Origin of the sequence: Pseudoduganella chitinolytica (assembly GCF_029028125.1) — a bacterium.
Classification (GTDB): domain Bacteria; phylum Pseudomonadota; class Gammaproteobacteria; order Burkholderiales; family Burkholderiaceae_D; genus Rugamonas; species Rugamonas chitinolytica.
Genome location: NZ_CP119083.1, coordinates 1,556,957 through 1,576,541, shown reverse-complemented (window position 1 = coordinate 1,576,541; position 19,585 = coordinate 1,556,957). Strand labels below are relative to the sequence as shown.

Annotated in this window: 18 protein-coding genes; 8 read left to right on the top strand and 10 right to left on the bottom strand. The window is 67.5% G+C overall.

What is annotated here, in order from left to right; all coding sequences use genetic code 11:
* Positions 1-315: 315 nt before the first annotated feature.
* On the bottom strand, positions 316-3,402 hold the full coding sequence (locus PX653_RS06840) for an efflux RND transporter permease subunit (protein WP_277417156.1): 3,087 nt from the start codon (positions 3,400-3,402) through the stop codon (positions 316-318).
* Complete coding sequence (locus PX653_RS06835) at positions 3,399-4,496, bottom strand: efflux RND transporter periplasmic adaptor subunit (protein WP_277417155.1); 1,098 nt, start codon at positions 4,494-4,496, stop codon at positions 3,399-3,401. The genes PX653_RS06840 and PX653_RS06835 overlap by 4 nt, the downstream gene beginning before the upstream one ends.
* 203 nt (positions 4,497-4,699) lie before the next feature.
* Between PX653_RS06835 and hpnC the strand changes: the two genes are divergently transcribed.
* From hpnC to PX653_RS06805, 6 genes are all read left to right on the top strand, one after another.
* Positions 4,700-5,518: a squalene synthase HpnC gene (hpnC, locus tag PX653_RS06830; protein ID WP_277417154.1), complete on the top strand. Its 819-nt coding sequence runs from the start codon at positions 4,700-4,702 to the stop codon at positions 5,516-5,518.
* 55 nt (positions 5,519-5,573) lie between these two features.
* Positions 5,574-6,407, top strand: coding sequence for a presqualene diphosphate synthase HpnD (gene hpnD, locus PX653_RS06825; RefSeq protein WP_277417153.1), 834 nt, complete (start codon positions 5,574-5,576; stop codon positions 6,405-6,407).
* 13 nt (positions 6,408-6,420) lie between these two features.
* The gene (gene hpnE, locus PX653_RS06820; RefSeq protein ID WP_277417152.1) at positions 6,421-7,734 is read left to right on the top strand and encodes a hydroxysqualene dehydroxylase HpnE; all 1,314 of its coding nucleotides are present in this window, start codon (positions 6,421-6,423) and stop codon (positions 7,732-7,734) included.
* A gap of 132 nt (positions 7,735-7,866) precedes the next feature.
* Positions 7,867-8,016, top strand: coding sequence for a hypothetical protein (locus tag PX653_RS06815; protein ID WP_277417151.1), 150 nt, complete (start codon positions 7,867-7,869; stop codon positions 8,014-8,016).
* A 16-nt stretch (positions 8,017-8,032) separates the two neighbouring features.
* On the top strand, positions 8,033-8,809 hold the full coding sequence (locus PX653_RS06810) for a DUF1700 domain-containing protein (RefSeq protein WP_277417150.1): 777 nt from the start codon (positions 8,033-8,035) through the stop codon (positions 8,807-8,809).
* 1 nt (position 8,810) lies between these two features.
* Positions 8,811-9,623, top strand: a complete 813-nt coding sequence (locus PX653_RS06805) for a head GIN domain-containing protein (RefSeq protein WP_307731022.1) — start codon at positions 8,811-8,813, stop codon at positions 9,621-9,623.
* On the opposite strand, the gene PX653_RS06800 is transcribed toward PX653_RS06805, so the two are convergent.
* The 7 genes from PX653_RS06800 to kbl form a co-directional block, all read right to left on the bottom strand.
* The gene (locus tag PX653_RS06800; RefSeq protein ID WP_277417149.1) at positions 9,560-10,870 is read right to left on the bottom strand and encodes a TIGR03862 family flavoprotein; all 1,311 of its coding nucleotides are present in this window, start codon (positions 10,868-10,870) and stop codon (positions 9,560-9,562) included. The two genes, PX653_RS06805 and PX653_RS06800, sit on opposite strands and share 64 nt — an antisense overlap.
* A gap of 185 nt (positions 10,871-11,055) precedes the next feature.
* A complete protein-coding gene (moaD, locus tag PX653_RS06795) occupies positions 11,056-11,313 on the bottom strand; it encodes a molybdopterin converting factor subunit 1 (RefSeq protein WP_277417148.1) in 258 nt (85 codons plus the stop codon).
* Between the two features lies 1 nt (position 11,314).
* A complete protein-coding gene (locus PX653_RS06790) occupies positions 11,315-12,505 on the bottom strand; it encodes a molybdopterin molybdotransferase MoeA (protein WP_277418528.1) in 1,191 nt (396 codons plus the stop codon).
* 26 nt (positions 12,506-12,531) lie between these two features.
* The gene (thrC, locus tag PX653_RS06785) at positions 12,532-14,016 is read right to left on the bottom strand and encodes a threonine synthase (protein WP_277417147.1); all 1,485 of its coding nucleotides are present in this window, start codon (positions 14,014-14,016) and stop codon (positions 12,532-12,534) included.
* A 164-nt stretch (positions 14,017-14,180) separates the two neighbouring features.
* The gene (locus PX653_RS06780; protein WP_277417146.1) at positions 14,181-15,560 is read right to left on the bottom strand and encodes an L-serine ammonia-lyase; all 1,380 of its coding nucleotides are present in this window, start codon (positions 15,558-15,560) and stop codon (positions 14,181-14,183) included.
* 40 nt (positions 15,561-15,600) lie between these two features.
* On the bottom strand, positions 15,601-16,563 hold the full coding sequence (locus tag PX653_RS06775) for an NAD-dependent epimerase/dehydratase family protein (RefSeq protein WP_277417145.1): 963 nt from the start codon (positions 16,561-16,563) through the stop codon (positions 15,601-15,603).
* Positions 16,564-16,608: 45 nt separating this feature from the next.
* Positions 16,609-17,814: a glycine C-acetyltransferase gene (kbl, locus tag PX653_RS06770; protein ID WP_277417144.1), complete on the bottom strand. Its 1,206-nt coding sequence runs from the start codon at positions 17,812-17,814 to the stop codon at positions 16,609-16,611.
* A gap of 223 nt (positions 17,815-18,037) precedes the next feature.
* Between kbl and PX653_RS06765 the strand changes: the two genes are divergently transcribed.
* Complete coding sequence (locus PX653_RS06765; protein ID WP_277417143.1) at positions 18,038-18,610, top strand: helix-turn-helix domain-containing protein; 573 nt, start codon at positions 18,038-18,040, stop codon at positions 18,608-18,610.
* 122 nt (positions 18,611-18,732) lie between these two features.
* Entirely contained in the window at positions 18,733-19,302 is a 570-nt protein-coding gene (locus PX653_RS06760) for a hypothetical protein (RefSeq protein WP_277417142.1), read from the top strand.
* Between the two features lie 17 nt (positions 19,303-19,319).
* Here PX653_RS06760 and PX653_RS06755 read toward each other — a convergent pair whose 3' ends face one another.
* Positions 19,320-19,577 carry a hypothetical protein gene (locus tag PX653_RS06755; protein WP_277417141.1) on the bottom strand — a complete coding sequence of 86 codons (258 nt, stop codon included), beginning with the start codon at positions 19,575-19,577 and terminating at the stop codon, positions 19,320-19,322.
* Positions 19,578-19,585 lie beyond the last annotated feature (8 nt).

The following is a 19,585-nucleotide window of genomic DNA, read 5'->3' as shown; positions in this document are numbered from 1 at the left end:
GCAAAAGCAAAGGGCGACCATTCAGTGAAAACGGGTCGCCCTACCCTGCAATTGCTGTAATTGAACAGGGGCTTTCAACTTCAACACGGTATTTTACTGGGTTTTCCCGAGAATGGGGATGGAATTTTGGCGTTTCGCCAACTGAGCAATAAAAGCAGCATCACGCCGGCAGTAACCTGCCGAACTCGTGTCGCAGTCGGGGTCTGAACAGGGCAGCGCTTGCATGGCGCTTCCCCCTGCGCAGGCGCGGAGCTGCACTCCGCGAAACCCCTGCTGCGTGCGTCGCGGTTGGACACGAGCTCGGCCTTTGCAGCGTCAGTGCGCCGGCTTCTTGACGCGGAACCAGGCCGCGTACAGCGCCGGCAGGAACAGCAGCGTCAGCGCGGTGGCCAGCACCAGGCCGCCCATGATCGCCACGGCCATCGGACCCCAGAACACGGAGCGCGACAGCGGGATCATGGCCAGCGCGGCGGCGGCCGCCGTCAGCAGAATCGGCCGGCAGCGCCGCACGGCCGCCTCGATGATCGCATCCCACGGCGCGGCGCCGGCCTGGATGTCCTGCTCGATCTGGTCGACCAGGATCACGGAGTTGCGGATGATCATGCCGAACAGCGCGATGATGCCCAGGTTGGCGACGAAGCCCAGCGGCCGGCCCAGCAACAGCAACGCGAACGCGGCACCGGCCACGCCCAGCGGCCCCGTCAGGAACACCAGCAGGGAGCGGGAGAAGCTGTGGAGCTGCAGCATCAGCAGCGTGAAGATCAGGAACAGCGCCAGCGGCAGGTTGACGGCGATTGACTGCTCCGCTTCGCCGCTGTCGGACGCGGCGCCCTTCTCGACGATGCGGTAGCCGGCCGGCAGCTGCGCGCGCAGCGCGTCCAGTTTCGGATTGATCTGGCCCGAGACGGTCGGCCCCTGGATGCCTTCGGCCACGTCGGCCTGCACCGTGATGGCCCATTCGCGACCCAGGCGCCACACCACGCCCGGCTCCCACACGAAGTGGACGCGGGCCAGTTGCGAGATCGGCACCGACTTGCCGGACGCCGTCGGCACGTTGGTGTTGTTCAGCATCTCCATCGTGCTGCGCTCCGCCACCGGCTGGCGCACCTGGATGTCGACCAGGCGGATCCCTTCGCGGAACTGGCCCACCGTGGTGCCGGACAGGATCGTGTTCGCTACCCGCATCACCGTCTGCGACGTGACGCCCAGCGCGCGCATCCGGTCCTGGTCCAGGTCGAGGCGCAGCACCTTGACGGACTCGTTCCAGTTGTCGTTGACGCCCACCGCGCTCGGATTGGCGCGCATGATGTCCTTGACCTGGTCGGCGATCGCGCGCACCTTGTCGACCTCGGTGCCGGTCACGCGGAACTGCACGGGATACGGTACCGGCGGGCCGTTCGGCAGCAGCTTGACGCGCCCGCGCACCTCCGGGAAGTCGGTCTTGAACACCTGCGTGATCTGCTTGTACAGCGCGGCGCGCGCGGCCAGGTCCTTCGGCAGCACGACGATCTGCGACACGTTCGACTGCGGGAAGATCTGGTCCAGCGGCAGGTAGAAGCGCGGGCTGCCCGTGCCCACGTAGCTCGTCACGCTCTCCACGCCCGGCTGGGCGCGGATGAACGCCTCGAACTTCTTCACCTGCACCTCGTTGGCGGCAAACGCCGTGCCCTCGGGCGACCACATCTCCACCATCAGCTCGGGGCGCGACGAATCGGGGAAGAACTGCTTCTCGATGAAGTTGAAGCCGTAGATGCCCAGCGCGAACACCAGCAGGGTGGCGCCGATGGTGACCTTGCGCCATTCGACGCACCAGGTGACGACGGCGCGGAAGCGGCGGAAGCCCGGCGTGTCGAACACGTCGTGGCCATGCTCGCCCTCGGCGTGCGGTTTGACCTTCAGCAGGATGTAGCCGATGTAGGGCGTAAACACCACGGCCACGACCCACGACGTGATCAGCGCGATCGCGTTCACGGAGAACAGCGAGAACGTGTATTCGCCGGCGGCCGACTTGGCCAGCCCGATCGGCAGGAAGCCTGCCACCGTGATCAAGGTCCCCGTCAGCATCGGCAGCGCGGTCGATGTGTAGGCATAGGTCGCCGCATCGAAGCGCGACAGGCCCTCTTCCATTTTCCGCACCATCATCTCGACGGCGATGATGGCGTCGTCCACCAGGAGGCCCAGTGCGATGATCAGCGCGCCCAGCGAGATCTTGTGCAGGTCGATGTCGAGCATGCGCATGAACAGGAACGTCACGGCCAGCACCAGCGGGATCGTCAGCGCCACCACCAGGCCGGGGCGCACGTCCAGGCGCAGCTTCGGCTTGGTGTGCAGGCCGAGCGCCACGAAGCTGACGGCCAGCACGATCAGCACCGCCTCGATCAGCGTGCGCACGAATTCGCCGACGGACGCGGTGACGGCCTGCGGCTGGTTCGACACGCGTTCGAGCTCGATGCCGACGGGGAGCTTGCCCTTCAGCGCGGACACCGTCGCTTCCATGGCCTTGCCCAGTTCGATGATGTTGCCGCCCTTTTCCATCGACACCCCGAGGCCGATCACCTCCTTGCCGTTGAAGCGCATCTTCTCCAATGGCGGGTCTTCATAGCCGCGCGTGACCCGGGCGAAGTCGCCCAGGCGGAACGTGGTGCCGCTGGCGCGCAGCTCGAGGTTCTCCAGGTCCTTGACCGTCACCAGCGCACCCGTGACGCGCACCTGCAGGTTGTCGCTCGGCGTGACCAGCGTGCCGGTCGATTCGACGCTGTTCTGGGTGGCGATCTGGTTGACGATCTGGTCGAACGAGATGCCCAGCTGGGCGAACTTCTGGTGCGAGAACTCGATGGTGATCTTCTCTTCCTGCACGCCGAACAGTTCGACCTTCGACACCTTGGGCACGGCCAGCAACTGCTGGCGCACGAAGTCCGCATAGTCCTTCATCTGCGCATACGTGAAGCCGTCGCCGGACAGCGCGAAGATGGAGCCGTAGGTATCGCCGAATTCGTCGTTGAAGACGGGGCCCTGCACGCCGGCCGGCAAGGTACTGCGGATGTCGCCGATCTTCTTGCGCACCTGGTACCAGGCCGCCGCCGTCTCCTTGGGCGGCGTGGATTCGCGCAGGTTCAGGATGATCAAGGTCTGGCCCGGCTTCGAGTAGCTGCTGATCTCGTCGATGTAGGGCGTCTCCTGCAGCTTCTTTTCCAGCTTGTCGGTGACCTGGTCGGCCATCTGCAGCGCGGTCGCGCCCGGCCAGAAGGCCTGCACCACCATCGCCCGGAACGTGAACGGCGGGTCCTCGTCCTGGCCCAGGTTCTTGTAGCTGAGCATGCCGCCGATCAGCATCACGGCGATCAGGTAGCGCGTCAGCGGGATGTGTTCCAGCGCCCAGCGCGACAGGTTGAAGTCCTTCATTTGGCGGCTCCGGCCGCCTTCGGCAGGTCGTCGCCCAGGATCGTCACCTTCTGGCCCGGTTTGAGCAGGTGCACGCCGGCCGTGACGACCGTCTGGCCGGGCGCGAGGCCCTTGTCGACGACCAGGTCGTTGCCGTCCGCGCCGGCCACGGTCACGGGCACCAGCTTGACGACGCCCCGCTCCACGACCCAGGCCGAGGTGGCGTTCTTCTCGTGGTACAGCGCAGACAGCGGCACCTTGATGCGCGGTGCGTCCGAATGCGATTCGAACCGGGCCACGGCCGTCATGCCCAGCTTCGCCGCCGTCACTTCCGGCGGCAGCGTGACCTTGAACGCGTAGGTGCGCGTGGCCGGGTCGGCCACGGGCGCCACTTCGCGGATCTTGCCGGTAAACGGATGGTCGGGGTCCGACCACAGCCGCACCTTGACGGTCGCCAGCTTGCGCAGGGCCTCGACCTTGTCTTCAGGGACACCGAACACCACTTCCTTCTCGTCCGTGCGCGCCACCCGCACCACCGGCGTGCCGGCGGCGACCACCATGCCCGTCTCGGCGTCGATCGCGGTGACGACACCGTCGACGTCGGAAGTCAGGCTGGCATAGCCGGCCTGGTTCGACTGGGTGCGGTACAGCGCGCGCGCGGCCTCCACATTGGCCTGCGCGGACTTATAGGCCGACTCGCGCTGGTCCAGCACGGCCTGGCTGACGAAATTCTGCCGCCGCAGCTCGCGGTAGCGCTTCAGCTCCGCGTCCGCCAGGTCGCGGCTCGTCTCGGCCGCGCGCAGCGAGGCCAGCGCCTGCGCCTGCGACAACTGCAAGTCCTGCGGGTCCAGCTGCATCAGCACCTGGCCACGTTTTACCGTGCTGCCTACCTCCACCTTGCGCGAGACAATCTTGCCGGGCACGCGGAAACCCAGGCGCGACTCGTAGCGGGCCCGCACCTCGCCGGAAAATTCGGCGTCGACGTCGACGGACGACGCGGCCAGCACGATGGCGCGCACGGGGCGGATATCTTCCGACTTCTCGGCCGGCTTGGAACAGGCGACCAGCAGCGCCGCCACGGCCAGCAGCGTCAGGGGGGACTTCAGGACTTGCACATCGTTCTCCTTTTACTTCTTCTCTCGGGGCCGCGCCCGCATCTCGATTGCGGTGGTAACCGAATGCCACTATGATTGCAGCGATTAAATAAATGACTTTCCGTTAAGTTAAAAATTATAGTCGCGGTGTCATCGTTTGAAAATGACTTTGGCGTCATTTATTTCGAGCGCACCCACTACCTGGTCCAGTCTGTACTCTGCCTATGCCCGTCGAGCATTACGAAAACTTCCCGGTCGCTTCCCTGCTGCTGCCGAAACGCCTGATTCCCGCCGTCGAGGCGATCTATGCGTTTGCCCGCAGCGCCGACGACATCGCCGACGAAGGCGATGCCACGCCCGAACAGCGCCTGGCCGCGCTGCACGAGTACGAGGCGGCGCTGGTGCACATCGAACTGGGTCGCGGCGCCCTGCCGCCCCTGTTCCAGCGCCTGGCTGGCGTCATCCGCGAATACGACCTGCCGTTCAAGCCGTTCCACGACCTGCTGTCGGCCTTCCGCCAGGACATCGTCGTGACGCGCTACCAGACCTACGAGGCCCTGCTGGACTACTGCGCCCGCTCGGCCAACCCGGTCGGCCTGCTGATGCTTCATCTATACGGCGCGGCCAGCGACGAAAACGTGCGCGACTCGAATGCGATCTGCTCCGCGCTCCAGCTGATCAACTTCCTGCAGGACGTCGCGATCGACGAGACCAAGGAGCGCATCTACCTGCCGATGGAAGACCTGGCCCGGTTCGCCGTGCCGCCGGCGCAGATGGCCGCGCCGGAAGCGCGCGGCAAATGGCGCGCCCTGATGCGCTTCGAGGTGCAGCGGGCGCGCGCGCTGATGCTGTCCGGCGCGCCGCTGGCACTGCGCCTGCCGGGCCGCATCGGCCTGGAGTTGCGCCTGGTGGTGCAAGGCGGCCTGCGCATCCTGGAGGCGATCGAGGAGGTCGACCACGACGTGTTCCGGCGTCGCCCGAAGCTGGCGCGACTGGACTGGCTCAAGGTTTTCTGGCGGGCGTTGCGGATGAGACGAGGCTGAACGGGCAGTTGCCTATAGAATAGCGGCTTTTCCGCTTCACTTCGACCATAATAATATGTCTCCCGACGAATACTGCCAGCAGAAGGCCGCCCAAAGCGGCTCCAGTTTCTATTACAGCTTCCTGTTCCTGCCGCCCGAACGCCGCCGCGCGATCACGGCGCTGTATGCCTTCTGCCGCGAAGTGGACGACACGGTCGACGAAACCAGCGACGAATCGCTGGCCCGCATCAAGCTGGCCTGGTGGCGCACGGAGCTGGGCGCCATGGTCGAGGGCAAGCCGACGCACCCCGTCACCAAGGCCCTGCAGCCCTTCCTGCACACCTACACACTGAAGCAGGAGCACCTGCACGCCATCATCGACGGCATGGAGATGGACCTGAACCAGACCCGCTATCTCGATTACGCGGGCCTGACCAAGTACTGCTGGCACGTGGCCAGCGTGGTCGGCATCCTGTCGGCCAGCATTTTCGGCGCTACCCGGCCGGAGACCCTGCAGTATGCGGAAAAGCTGGGCCATGCGTTCCAGCTGACCAACATCATCCGCGACGTGGGCGAGGATGCCCGCAAGGGCCGCATCTACCTGCCGATCAACGAGCTGCAGCAGTTCGGCGTGACCGCGGCCGACCTGCTGAACGCCCGCCACACGGACAACTTCACCAAGCTGATGGCGTTCCAGGCCGCGCGTGCGCAGCAGGCCTATGACGAGGCGTTCGCGCTGCTGCCGAAGGAAGACCGGCGCGCGCAGCGCCCCGGCCTGATCATGGCGGCCATCTACCGCACCTTGCTGGACGAGATCCAGCGCGACGGCTACCACGTGCTGACCCAGCGCATTTCGCTGACGCCGCTGCGCAAGCTGTGGCTGGCCTGGAAGACGTGGGTGCGCAGCTGATGCGCGCCTTGGCATGACGCCGTCCGTTGCCGTCGTCGGCGGCGGCTGGGCCGGGTGCGCGGCCGCCGTCGACCTGGCGCGTCGCGGGGTCCGGGTCACGCTGTTCGAGGCTGCCCGTACCCTGGGCGGGCGGGCCCGCCGCATCGAGCACGCCGGCCGCACCCTGGACAACGGCCAGCACATCCTGCTGGGTGCCTACGACCGCACGCTGCGCCTGCTGGCCACCGTCGGCGTCGACCGGCGCCAGGCCTTCCTCACCTTGCCGCTGCAGATGCGCTACCCGCCCGGCAGTGGCGGCATGGACTTCGTGGCGCCGCGCCTGCCCGCGCCGCTGCACCTGGCAGTGGCCCTGCTGCGCGCCCAGGGGCTGGCGCGCGCCGACAAGCTGGCGATGGCGCGCTTCTCGACGACCGCGCGCTGGCTGGGCTGGCGCCTGGACCACGACTGCAGCGTGACCGAACTGCTGGAACGCTTCGACCAGACCGAACGGCTGTACCGGCTGATGTGGCGGCCCCTGTGCCTGGCCGCACTGAACACGGCACCCGGGCAGGCTTCGGCAAACGTGTTCCTCGCCGTGCTGCGCGACAGCCTGGGCGCCGGCCGCGCCGCGTCCGACATGCTGCTGCCCCGCGCCGACCTGTCCGCGCTGTTTCCCGATGCCGCGGCCCGCTGGCTGGCAAGCCATGGCGCCATGGTCCGCACCGGCGCGCGGGTCGAGGCGCTCGTGCCGGACGGCGCGCACTGGCGCGTGGGCGACGAAACGTTCGACGGCATCGTGCTGGCGGTGGCCCCGGCGGCGGCAAGCCAGCTGCTGGCGCCATTGCCGGACAGTGGGCCCGTGACGGCGCTGCTGGATGCGCTGGCGCCCGAACCGATTGCGACCTGCTACCTGCAGTACGACCCGGCGCTGCGGCTGGCGCAACCGTTCTTCGCGCTGGAAGACGCTGCGGCGGCGGGCCGCTGGGGCCAGTTCGTGTTCGACCGTGGCCAGCTGGACGACGGCCAGTCCGGCATGCTGGCAGTCATCGTCAGCGCCGCCGGAGAGGCCGCCGCGTTGCCCCGGCCGGACCTCGCTGCCGCGATCGCGGTGCAACTGGCGGCCGAATTCGGCCTGCCGGCGCTGGCCACGCCCGTCTGGAGCACCGTCGTCACGGAAAAGCGGGCCACCCACGCCAGCACGCCGGGACTGGCGCGTCCCGCCAACGCCACGCCGTGGCCGGGCCTCGTGCTGGCCGGCGACTACACCGCCGGCGACTATCCGGCCACCCTGGAAATGGCCGTGCGCAGCGGCCTGGCCGCCGCCGCCCTGCTGCGCCAGCGGCGCTGAGCATGGCCGCCTGTCCTCTCTCGCCGCCGCCTGGGGCGCCATTCCTGCAGCCTGTCGCAAGCAACTGGTGGGCCGGCGGCCGGCTGCGTACAGTGCCAGCATGGACAACCTGGATGACGAAAGAGGCAACACATGAGACGCAGCGCATCGGCAAGACCGGCAACCCTGGCACTGGCGGCGGCGCTGGTGGTGGCGCTCGCGACGGCCAGCGTCGCCGTGATAGTCACCAGCAGCGCGGTCGCCACGCACGCGGATGCGCTGCCGCTGCTGCAGCACGCGTAGGCGGGGAATGGCGGCAATGAGCAAAGAGGACTACCTCGACGCGCTGCGCAAGGCGCTGGCCGGCCTGCCGCCGGAACAGGTGGCGCGCACCCTGGCGTATTACGAGCAGCGCTTCATCGACGGCCTGACGGTCGGGCGCAGCGAGGCCGAGGTGGCGGCGGAACTGGACGAGCCGCGCAAGATCGCCATGACGTTGCGCGCCAACGCGCACATGGCCACGCTGGAGCCGCGCAAGCGGCCGGCGGGCGCGCTGCGCATGGCCGTCTCCTTTGCGGGCCTGACCGTGTTCAACCTGTTCATGGTGGTGCCGGCCGCCGTCTTCGCGGCGCTCCTGATGGCGCTCTACATCGCCTCGGCCAGCGTCTATGTCAGCGGCGTCGCCATCACCGCCAGCGGCCTGGCAGGCGCCAACGAGATCGTCCTGTCCGGCCCCCTGCACCACGTGATGGGGTTCTCCACCGACAGCGACGAGGACGGCCCGGTCGAAACCCGCATCTCGATCGGCGACGAAGGCATCCGCGTCGAGCAGGAGGCAGTCGCCGAACGCGCCGACGGGGCCATGGCCAGCCGCTCCGAACGCATCCTCGACAGCGCGGAGGCGATGGCGGACGGCAGCGTGCGCATCGTCATCGACCGCGAAGGCTCGTCGCGCGCCGCACAGACGGTATTGGGCGGTTCCATGATCCTCGGCGGCATCGGCCTGTTCCTGTTGTCGCTGGTCGTCACCCGCTTCACGGCCATCGGCCTGAAGCGCTATGTGCAAATGAACTACTCCCTGCTGCGAGGACGCTGACATGCGCCTGCGAACACTCGTCAAGATCGCCCTGTCGCTGCTGGTGCTGGCCTTCGTGCTGGTCGGCGTGTCGTACAGCATGCTGCGTGCCCAGGGCGTCGCCAATCCTTCCAGCACGGCGGGCCGCGTCACGCGCACGGAAACGCGCGAGATCGGCAACGGCATCCGCGCCATCGACCTGGAAGGCCCCATCGACCTGACCGTGCGCCAGGGCAGCGTGCCGAAGCTGCGGGTGCGGGGCGAGCAGCGCCTGCTGGGCAATGTCGCGACGACGCAGGAGCACGAAACGCTGCGGATCGGCACGACGGGCATGGTATTTCATCACCGCCGCCCCCTGCAGGTCGAGCTCGAGCTGCCGTCGCTGGCCGAGATCACGGTGCGCGGCAACGGCGACAGCAGCGTGCACGGCTTCTCGGGCGAGCGCCTGACCTTGACGATGAATGGTTCCGGCAGCCTGTCGTTCAACGGCCGCTACCGCCACGTCAAGGCGGCGGTGCGGGGTTCGGGCACGCTGGACGTCAAGGCCGGCAACAGCGAGGATGTGGAACTGGAAATGGTCGGCTCGGGCACGATCGCCACGTCGGGCAGTTGCCGCAACCTGTCCGCCGAGATCTCCGGCTCGGGCGACATCGATGCCGAGCACATGGCCTGCGACGACGCCATCGTCAAGATCCATGGCTCCGGCTCCACCCGTGCATTCGCCCGCAAGTCGGTCGTCGTGTCGGTCGCCGGCAGCGGCGACGCGACCGTCTACGGCAATCCGGACGAGCGCGTGGTCAGCCGCACCGGCTCCGGCTCGGTCGAGTTCGAGTAGCCGGGCTGGCGAGCGTCCAGCCAGCGCGCCACGTCGCGCCCGGCCGCCACGCCGCTGGCCAGGCAGGCCGTCAGCAAATAGCCGCCCGTGGGCGCTTCCCAGTCCAGCATTTCGCCGGCGACGAATACGCCCGGCACTGCGCGCAGCATCGTGCCCGCCAGCTCCTCGAAACGCACCCCGCCCGCGCTGCTGATCGCCTCGTCGATCGGGCGCGGCGCGCGCAACGTCAGGGGCAACGCTTTCAGGGCGGCCGCCAGCCTGGCCGGATCGTGGTATTCCTCCTTGCCCAGGCATTCGTGCAGCAGGCCAGCCTTGACGCCCTTGACGTGCAGGCGGCCCTGCAGATGCGACGCCAGCGAACGGCTGCCGCGCGGCCGCGCGACCTCTTCCAGCACGCGCTCGTGCGTCAGGTCGGGCAGCAGGTCCAGTTCGATGGTGGCGCTGCCGTGTGCCGCGATCGCGTCGCGCACGGGCGCGGACATGGCATACACCAAGCTGCCTTCGACGCCGGTGGCCGTGACGACGAACTGGCCCTGCCTGCGCACGCGCTGGCCGGCGCCATCCGTCCAGGTGGCCGCCACCGTCGTCAGCGGCTGCCCCGCATGGCGGCTGGCGAAATGCTCGCTCCAGCCCACGTCGAAGCCGCAATTGGCCGGCTGCAGCGGCGCCACGCCGATGCCGTGCTGCGCCAGCAGCCGCACCCAGGCGCCGTCGGAACCCAGCCGCGCCCAGCTGGCGCCGCCCAGCGCCAGGACCGTCGCGGCGGGCCGCACCGCGGTGGGACCGGCCGGCGTATCGAACCGCAGCGCACCGTCCTGCCAGCCGCTCCAGCGGTGGCGCTGGTGCAGGTGCACACCCGCTTCGCGCAGCCGGTGCAGCCACGCCCGCAACAGGGGCGCGGCTTTCATCTCGGTCGGGAACACGCGCTGCGACGAGCCGACGAACGTCGCCACACCCAAGCCATGCACCCAGGCGCGCACGGCGTCGGGCCCGAACGCATCGAGCATCGGGCGCAGCTGCGCGGCGCGGCTGCCGTACCGGTTGACGAACAGCTCATAGGGCTCCGCATGCGTGATGTTCATCCCGCCGCGCCCGGCCAGCAGGAACTTGCGCCCGCTGGAAGCCATGGCGTCGTACACGTGGATCTCGCAAGTGCCGGCGGCCGCCAGCGTTTCGGCGGCCATCAGGCCAGCGGGGCCGCCGCCGACGATGGCGACGACGGGGCGTTGAGGGGTGTGGGTGCTCATAGGGGCGACATTGTAACCGCCGGCGGCACCCTGGGGACTGTCCCCGCAGGGGACTGTCCCCGAAGTTTACCGCGCGCCGAACAGAAAAACGGTGACAGTCACCTTTTCTGTCACCCTTTTCTCACCCGCAGCAGAGAGCGCAAGTCAGACCCGCCGGGTCTGACCCCGGACTCCGGTTCCGGGTTTCAGCCGCCGGTCACCGGCGGGAAGAACGCCACCTCGGCGCCATCGCGCAGCGCGGCATTCGCATCGCACATCTGCTGGTTGCAGGCCATGCGCAGCGCGCGGCCCTCGGCCAGCGCCAGGGCCCACGGTCCGCCGCGGGCAACGAGCAGCGCGCGCAGCGCGCCGACCGTGGTCACGTCCGCCGGCACGTCGATGGTTTCGCCGGCACTGCCGACGCTCTCGCGCACGCTGGCGAAGAATTTCAATTGAATGCGCATGTCAGTACAGCAGCTCGTTGAACGGGAGGAAGCGGACGACGTCGCCCTTTGCTATGGCCTGGCCGGCCGGGTTGTCGATCAGGCCGTCGCCCCACACGGTGGACGTCAGCACGCCCGAACTCTGGTTCGGGAACAGGTCCAGGCCACCCGTCTCGTTGACGCGGGCGCGCAGGAACTCGTTGCGCCGGTCGCCCTTCCAGGCGAAATCGGCACGCAGCGCGTAAGCGCGTGGCGGCGGCGCCTCCGCGCCCTGCAGGCGCAGCAGGAACGGCCGCACGAACAGCAGGAACGTGACGAAGCTGGACACGGGATTGCCCGGCAATCCCAGGAAGAACGCCTGCTTCACTTCGCCGAACGCCAGCGGCTTGCCCGGCTTGACGGCGATCTGCCACATATTGAGCTTCCCTTCCGCTTCCACGGCCGGCTTGATGTGGTCCTCCTCGCCGACGGAGACGCCGCCGGAGGTGATGATCAGGTCACTGACGTCGGCCGCCTCGCGCAGCACGGCCCGCGTGGCCACCAGCGAATCGGGCACGATGCCGAAATCGGCAATCTCGCAGCCCAGGTTTTCCAGCAGCGCACGCAAGGTGAAGCGGTTCGAGTTGTAGATACCGCCCGGTGCCAGCGGTTCGCCCGGCATCGTCAACTCGTCGCCGGTGAAGAACACCGCCACGCGCAGCTTGCGCCGCACGGGCAGCAGGTCCAGCCCGACCGAGGCGGCCAGGCCCAGCTCCTGGCTGCGCAGCCGGGTGCCGGCGCGCAGGATCGCGCTGCCCGCCGTGATGTCCTCGCCGCGCCGGCGGATCCAGTCGCCAGCCTGCGGCACGTGGCGGATCGTGACGTTGCCTCCCACGGCTTCGCACTGCTCCTGCATCACCACGGCATCCGCGCCTTGCGGAATGAACGCGCCGGTGAAGATGCGGGCGGCAGTGCCGGGCTGCAGCGGTTCGCCCACGTGACCGGCCGGAATGCGTTGTGAGACGGGCAAGGTCGCGGCACCGCTGGCGCAATCGGCCACGCGCACGGCATAACCGTCCATCTGCGTATTGTCGAAGCCCGGCACGTCCAGGGTGGAGACCTGGTCCGCGGCCAGCACGCGGCCGTTGGCGGCCAGCGTGGCGACCTTCTCGACCTCGGCGACGGGACGGGCGGCCGCCAGCAGCGTCTCGAGCGCCTGGCGCACCGTCAGCATCGGTTGCATGGATTGCGCAGGTGCCATCACAGCCCCGTGTTGGCGGCGATATACGCCTTCACCTTGTCCACGTCGGGCGGCATCACGGTGAACTTCTGCGGCAGCGCCTCGATGTCCTCGAAGCCGGCCGGGCGCTCGGCGTCCTCGCCCAGCGCTTCCAGGATCGTCTCGTTGAACTTGGCCGCCAGCGCCGTCTCCAGCACGATCATCGGCACGCCCTCTTCCAGGTGTTCCTTGGCGACCTTGATGCCGTCGGCGGTGTGGGTATCGATGACGATGCCGTAGTCGTCGGCCACGTCGCGGATCGTCTGCACGCGCTCGGCGTGGGTCGATTTGCCGGACTTGAAGCCATACTGCGCCGCCTTGGCGAACTCGTCGCCATCGCTGCCCGGCTGGCCGGACAGGTCGAAGCCGCCGTCCGTTTCGACCTTGGCGAACAGCGCGCGCACGCGGGCCGGGTCGCGCCCCACCAGGTCGTAGACGAAGCGCTCGAAGTTGGACGCCTTGCTGATGTCCATCGACGGGCTGCTGGTGTGATGCGTCTCGGCCGACTTGCGCACGCGGTAGACGCCGGTGCGGAAGAATTCGTCCAGCACGTCGTTCTCGTTGGTGGCGACCACCAGCTTGTCGATCGGCAGTCCCATCATGCGGGCGATGTGGCCCGCGCAGATATTGCCGAAGTTCCCCGACGGGACGGTAAACGACACCTTCTGGTCGTTCGACGTCGTGGCGGCCAGGTAGCCGCGGAAGTAGTACACCGCCTGCGCCACCACGCGGGCCCAGTTGATCGAGTTGACGGTGCCGATCTTGTGGCGCGCCTTGAATTCCAGGTCGTTCGACACGGCCTTGACCATGTCCTGGCAGTCGTCGAATACGCCTTCGACGGCGATGTTGAAGATGTTCGGGTCCTGCAGCGAGAACATCTGCGCCGTCTGGAACGCGCTCATCTTCTTGTGCGGCGACAGCATGAACACGCGCACCCCGCGCTTGCCGCGCATGGCGTATTCGGCCGCGCTGCCCGTGTCGCCGGACGTGGCGCCGAAGATGTTCAGCTGCGCGTCCTGCTTGGCCAGCGCGTATTCGAACAGGTTGCCCAGCAACTGCATCGCCATGTCCTTGAACGCCAAGGTGGGGCCGTTCGACAGCGCCTGCAGCACCAGCTTCTTGCCGCCCTCTTCCTCCAGCGTGCGCAGCGGCGTGATGGCGGCCGCGCTTTCGTCCGGGCGCGCGTTGCGGTACACCTCGGGCGTGTAGGTCCTGCGCGCCAGCGCGGCCAGGTCCGCCTCGGGAATATCGGTTGCGAACTTCTTCAGGACCTCGATGGCGAGGTCCGCGTAGGACAGCTTGCGCCAGGCATCGAGTTCGGCGCCGGTGACCTGGGGATACTCGGCCGGCAGGTACAGGCCGCCGTCGGGGGCCAGGCCGCCCAGGAGAATGTCAGAAAACTGCGCTGCGGAGGAAGAATCCGAGGACGGGGCCGATGCGTCGGCGCGGGTGGACACGTAATGCATGGTTCAGAAATCCGGTTAGGCTGGGAAGGGGAAGACTATTATAGTGCCACCGGACATTCTGCGTATATTCTGGCAATTATCTGAATAATATGCTGGCAGGGCCCCATGGCGACAGGCACCTGTTTGCGGGTCGTGGATCCGCAAACAGGTGCCTGCTCCATCCGTCAGCAGGCCGCGTGGTTGACGGTCACCACGTGGACCGCGAGCCCGCCCAGCGACGTTTCCTTGTACTTGGCCTGCATGTCCGCGCCCGTCTGGCGCATCGTCTCGATCACTTCGTCCAGGCTGACGAAATGGGTGCCGTCGCCCTTCAGCGACAACGAGGCGGCCGTGATGGCCTTGACGGCGCCCATGCCGTTGCGCTCGATGCACGGGATCTGCACCAGGCCGCCGATCGGGTCGCACGTCATGCCCAGGTGGTGCTCGATGCCGATTTCCGCCGCGTTCTCGATCTGGGCATTGGAGCCGCCCAGCGCGGCGACGAGGCCGGCGGCGGCCATCGCGCAGGCGACGCCCACCTCGCCCTGGCAGCCGATCTCCGCGCCCGAAATCGACGCGTTGCGCTTGCACAGCATGCCGATCGCCGCCGCCGTCAGCAGGAAAATGCGCACGCCGGCGACGGGATCGAGCGGCTTGCAGTCTTCCGCATAGTATTTCAGGACGGCGGGGATGATGCCCGCTGCACCGTTGGTGGGCGCCGTGACGACCCGGCCCCCGGCCGCGTTTTCCTCGTTGACGGCCATCGCGTACAGGCTGACGCCATTGAGCGCGTCGTGCGGCAGCTCGTTGGCCCGGTCGGCGCCCTGCGCCTGGCGCCACAGGTTGGCGGCGCGGCGCTTGACGTTCAGGCCGCCCGGCAATTGGCCGGAAGTCTCCAGGCCGTGCGCGATACAGCTGCGCATGACGTTCCAGATGCGATCCAGGCCAGCGTCCAGTTGCGCCGCGGGGATGCGCGACAGCTCGTTCGCGCGCAGCATGTGCGGGATCGTCAGGCCCGTGCGCTCGCCATGCGCCAGCAGGTCGGCCATCGTGTCGAACGGATAGGGCACGGCCACCGCCGGCTGCTCGGCCGGTGCACTGCCCTCGCCTTCGGCGCGAATGAAGCCGCCGCCGACGGAATAGAACACCTTGCTCACGCTGGCGCCATCGGCCCGGTGCAGCACGAAGCGCATGCCGTTCGGGTGCTCCGGCAGGTTCTCGGTATTGTGGAACACGAGGTTGGCCTTGCGCGTAAACGCCACGACCTTCTCGCCCAGCAGGTGCAGCTCGCCCGCTTCTTCGGCGGCGGCCAGCATGCGCTCGACTCGCTCCGGATCGACGTCCTGCGGCGTCTCGCCCATCAGGCCGAGGATCACGGCCTTGTCGGTGGCGTGACCGATGCCGGTCAGCGCCAGCGAGCCGTACAGCTCGGCGGTGACGCCGGTCACGTCGTCCAGCGGGGCGTTCTCGACGAGGAAGCGGCGTGCCGCCACCATCGGGCCCACGGTATGGGAGGAAGAAGGGCCGATGCCGATCTTGAACAGGTCGAAAACGCTCATGTCCATCTGGGTGTCTCTTTTATAGTAGTGTGATGACGCGGTACATTCAGGCGGGTTCGCCCACTTTGACGTCGATATGCGCCAGCATGTCGCGCACCATCTCGTCGACGCCGATGCGGGCCTGCCAGCCCCAGTGCACGCGGGCCTCTTCGTCGTCCAGGCTTTGCGGCCAGGTGTCGGCGATGGCCTGGCGGCTGTCCGGCTTGTAGGCAACCTGGAAGCCGGGTACTTCGCGGCGGATGGCCGTGGCCAGTTGCTCGGGATTGAACGAAACGCCTGCCACGTTGTACGAGGACCGGATCTTCACTTTCTCGGCCGGCGCTTCCATCAGCTCGATGGTGGCGCGGATCGCGTCGGGCATGTAGATCATCGGCAGCGTCGTCTGCGGGCCCAGGAAGCATTCGTACGGCTCGCCGCGCAGCGCCGCATGGAAGATCGCGATCGCGTAGTCGGTGGTACCGCCGCCCGGCGGCGACTTGTAGCTGATGATGCCGGGGTAGCGGATGCTGCGCACGTCCACGCCATACTTCAGGTGATAGTACTCGCACAGGCGCTCGCCGGCCAGCTTGCTGATGCCGTAGATCGTCGTGGGGTCCATCACCGTCATCTGCGGCGTGTCGACGGCCGGCGTGTTCGGTCCGAACGCGGCGATCGACGAAGGCCAGAACACTTTCAGCGGCTTGCCCGCCTCGCCCCGTTCGCGCGCCACTTCCAGCACGTTCAGGAGGCCATCCATGTTCAGTTTCCAGGCACGCAGCGGCGCCGCCTCGCCCGTGGCCGACAGCATCGCGGCCAGCTGGTAGACCTGCGTGATGTCCTGTGACGACACCAGCTGCGCCAGCGCTTCCTCGTCCAGCACGTTCATCACCTGGTACTGCTCCGCGTTATACAGGTTGGTGGGCGAAATGTCGGTGGCAAACACGTTGTGGGCGCCATGCCGCGCGGCGAGCGCTTCCACCAGTTCGCTGCCGATCTGGCCATTGGCGCCGATTACCAGGATACGTTCCATCGTTGTCGTTCTTTCCAGTTGAAGCTCTACAGTTAAGCTTTGCGGTCAGGCCTTGATGAGGCCGAGTTCCTTGCCGGCCTGCGCGAACGCGGCCAGTACCTTGTCCAGCTGCTCGCGGGTGTGCGCGGCCGACAGCTGCACGCGCACGCGCGCCTGGCCCATCGGCACGACCGGGTAGAAGAAGCCCGACAGCAGCACGCCCAGCTCGAACATGCGCGCCGCGAACTTCTGCGCCACCGGCGCGTCGAACAGCATGACCGGCACCACCGGGTGCGTGCCTGGCTTGATGGTGAAGCCCAGCCGCTCGATCTCCTGGCGGAAGTACGCCGTGTTCTCGTGCAGGCGGTCGCGCAGCTCGGTCGATGCCGACAGGCGCTTCAGCACTTCCAGCGAGGCGCCGGCGATGGACGGCGCCAGCGTGTTCGAGAACAGGTAAGGGCGCGACTTCTGGCGCAGCGTGTCGATCACTTCCTTGCGGCCCGACGTGAAGCCGCCCATTGCGCCGCCCAGGGCCTTGCCCAGGGTGCCCGTGATGATGTCGATCTTGCCGACCACGTCGTGGTGCTCGTGCGTGCCGCGGCCCGTCTTGCCCATGAAGCCGGAGGCGTGGCATTCGTCGATCAACACCAGCGCGCCGTAGCGCTCGGCCAGGGCGACGATCCGGTCGAGCTGGGCGATGGTGCCGTCCATCGAGAACACGCCGTCGGTGACGATGATCTTGTTGCGCTTGTCGGCAGCAAGGCGCAGCTGCGCTTCCAGGTCGGCCATGTCGTTGTGGGCGTAGCGGTAGCGCGCCGCCTTGCACAGACGGATGCCGTCGATGATCGACGCGTGGTTCAGCGCATCCGAGATGATCGCGTCGTTCTCGTCGAACAACGGCTCGAACACGCCGCCGTTGGCGTCGAAGGCGGCCGCGTACAGGATCGTGTCTTCCGTGCCAAGGAACTGGGAGATGGCGCGTTCCAGCTCCTTGTGCACCGTCTGCGTGCCGCAGATGAAGCGCACCGACGACAGGCCGTAGCCGTATTGTTCGGTGGCGTCGATCGAGGCCTGCGCAACCCATTCCTGCCCGGACAGGCCGAGGTAATTGTTGGCGCACATATTGATCAGGGTGCGGCCGTCCTCGCTCGTCACTTCGGCGCCCTGGCGCGATGCCAGCACGCGCTCGGGCTTGTACAGGCCCTGTTCGCGCAGCGCATCGAGTTTCTGTTGCAGGCCGCCGTAGAAGGCGCTCTTGGCTTGTTCGCTCATGGTTTCCTCGGATTTGCTCGGGTTTGCTCGGTATTTGCTCGACTGTCCTGGCAGCCACCGGCTTGACCGGCGTTGCCCCATGTTGTACCGTGACTTGCGGAGAACAGGGTATCGAAGTTCAGCGATTTTTCGATACTTTCTCCGGAGTTCACTATCTTGAACGCAAATTCAATATACTGAATCGTACATAATCATATTGGAATTTGCAAGCTACCGGCCGACCATGAAAGCCCTTGTCAATAATGCACCTCCCGAGGTGGGTGCCGCCCTGCAGCGCCTGCGCCTCGCGCGCGGCCTGACCCTGGAGGACCTGTCGCGCATTGCCGGCGTGTCGAAATCGATGCTGTCGCAGATCGAGCGCGAGAAGGCCAACCCCACCATTGCCATCACGTGGCGCCTGGCCAATGCGCTGGGCGTGCCCATCGGCGAGCTCCTGTCGGACGAACAACCCGCGGTTGACACGATCCGCGTGCTGGAGGCGCACGAGACGCCCACGCTGCCCGGCCATCATGCCGGCTACGTGTTGCGCATCCTCGGGCCGATGGAACTGGCGGGCCGTCACGAGTGGTACGAGCTGACGCTGGCACCGGGCGGTGAACTGGTGTCGCAGCCGCACGACCCGGGCACGACGGAGCACCTCACGGTGCTGCACGGATCGATGGAGCTGGAAGTGGGGACGCAGAAGAAGAAGGTCAAGCTGGGCGGCACGGCGCGCTATCCGGCCGACCTGCAGCATGCGATCCGCAATCCGGCCAAGGCCGAGGCGAAGGCGTTGCTGGTGGTGATCCACCGGTAGCGGTAGCAGAGACCGGATGCGCCACCGGTGCCAGGCACTCTCCTGCGGGTCACGATCCGCAGGAGAGTGCCTGCCATCTTGGGTTTCGACTACACTGCCATTTTGGTTGCGCTAACCCGACTATGAAGATTGCCGTCGTTGCCTGGGGCTCCCTGCTGTGGAAACCCGCGCCCTTGCACCTGGCCTCCGGCTGGCACCCTGGCGGACCACTCCTGGCGCTGGAATTCTGCCGCGTCAGCGAGGACACGCCGGAACTGGCCCTCGCGCTGTGTCCCGGCGCACGCTTGTGTCCCACGTACTGGGCCTGGCTGGACACGGGAGACCTGGAGGCGGCGCGCGCCATGCTGCGCGCACGCGAGAAGATCACGCCGGAGCGGCCCGAATGGGTCGGCACCGTGCCCGCAGCGCACCATGCCGACGCCGCCACGATCGACGCCTGGCGCCGCGCACGCGGCATCGATGCGGCCGTCTGGACCGCCCTGCCACCCCGCTTCCGGGGACAGGACGGCCGCGTGCCGGACGCGCACGAAGTACTGCAATGGCTCGCCACCCGCAGCGGCGACGAGGGGGCGGCGGCGCAGCACTATATCCGCCGCACGCCGGCCCATATCGACACCGGCTATCGCCGCCTGATCGAGGCGCGCCTCGGCTGGCGCCCGCTGCGCGAAGCGCACGTCACGCGCATGCCGTAGCGCCGACCGTTCGGCGGCTACTCGAACGGGTTGGCCGTCTTCGTCACTTGCGGTGGCGGCAGGCGCTCCGGCAGGTCGCGCTGTGCCTCCAGCCGTGCCACCGCGGCGCCCAGCAACTGGTACAGCTCGCGCGCCTGGCGCAATCCGGCCTGGTCCATCGTCAGGTCGATGTCGCCGTCGATCGTGATCCGATCGAGGCGGTTCTCGATCGTCAGGCCGCCCACCTGCAGCACGTCGGCCTCGTTGTCATAGGGCTTGAAGTCCTTCTTGCTCATTCATCCTC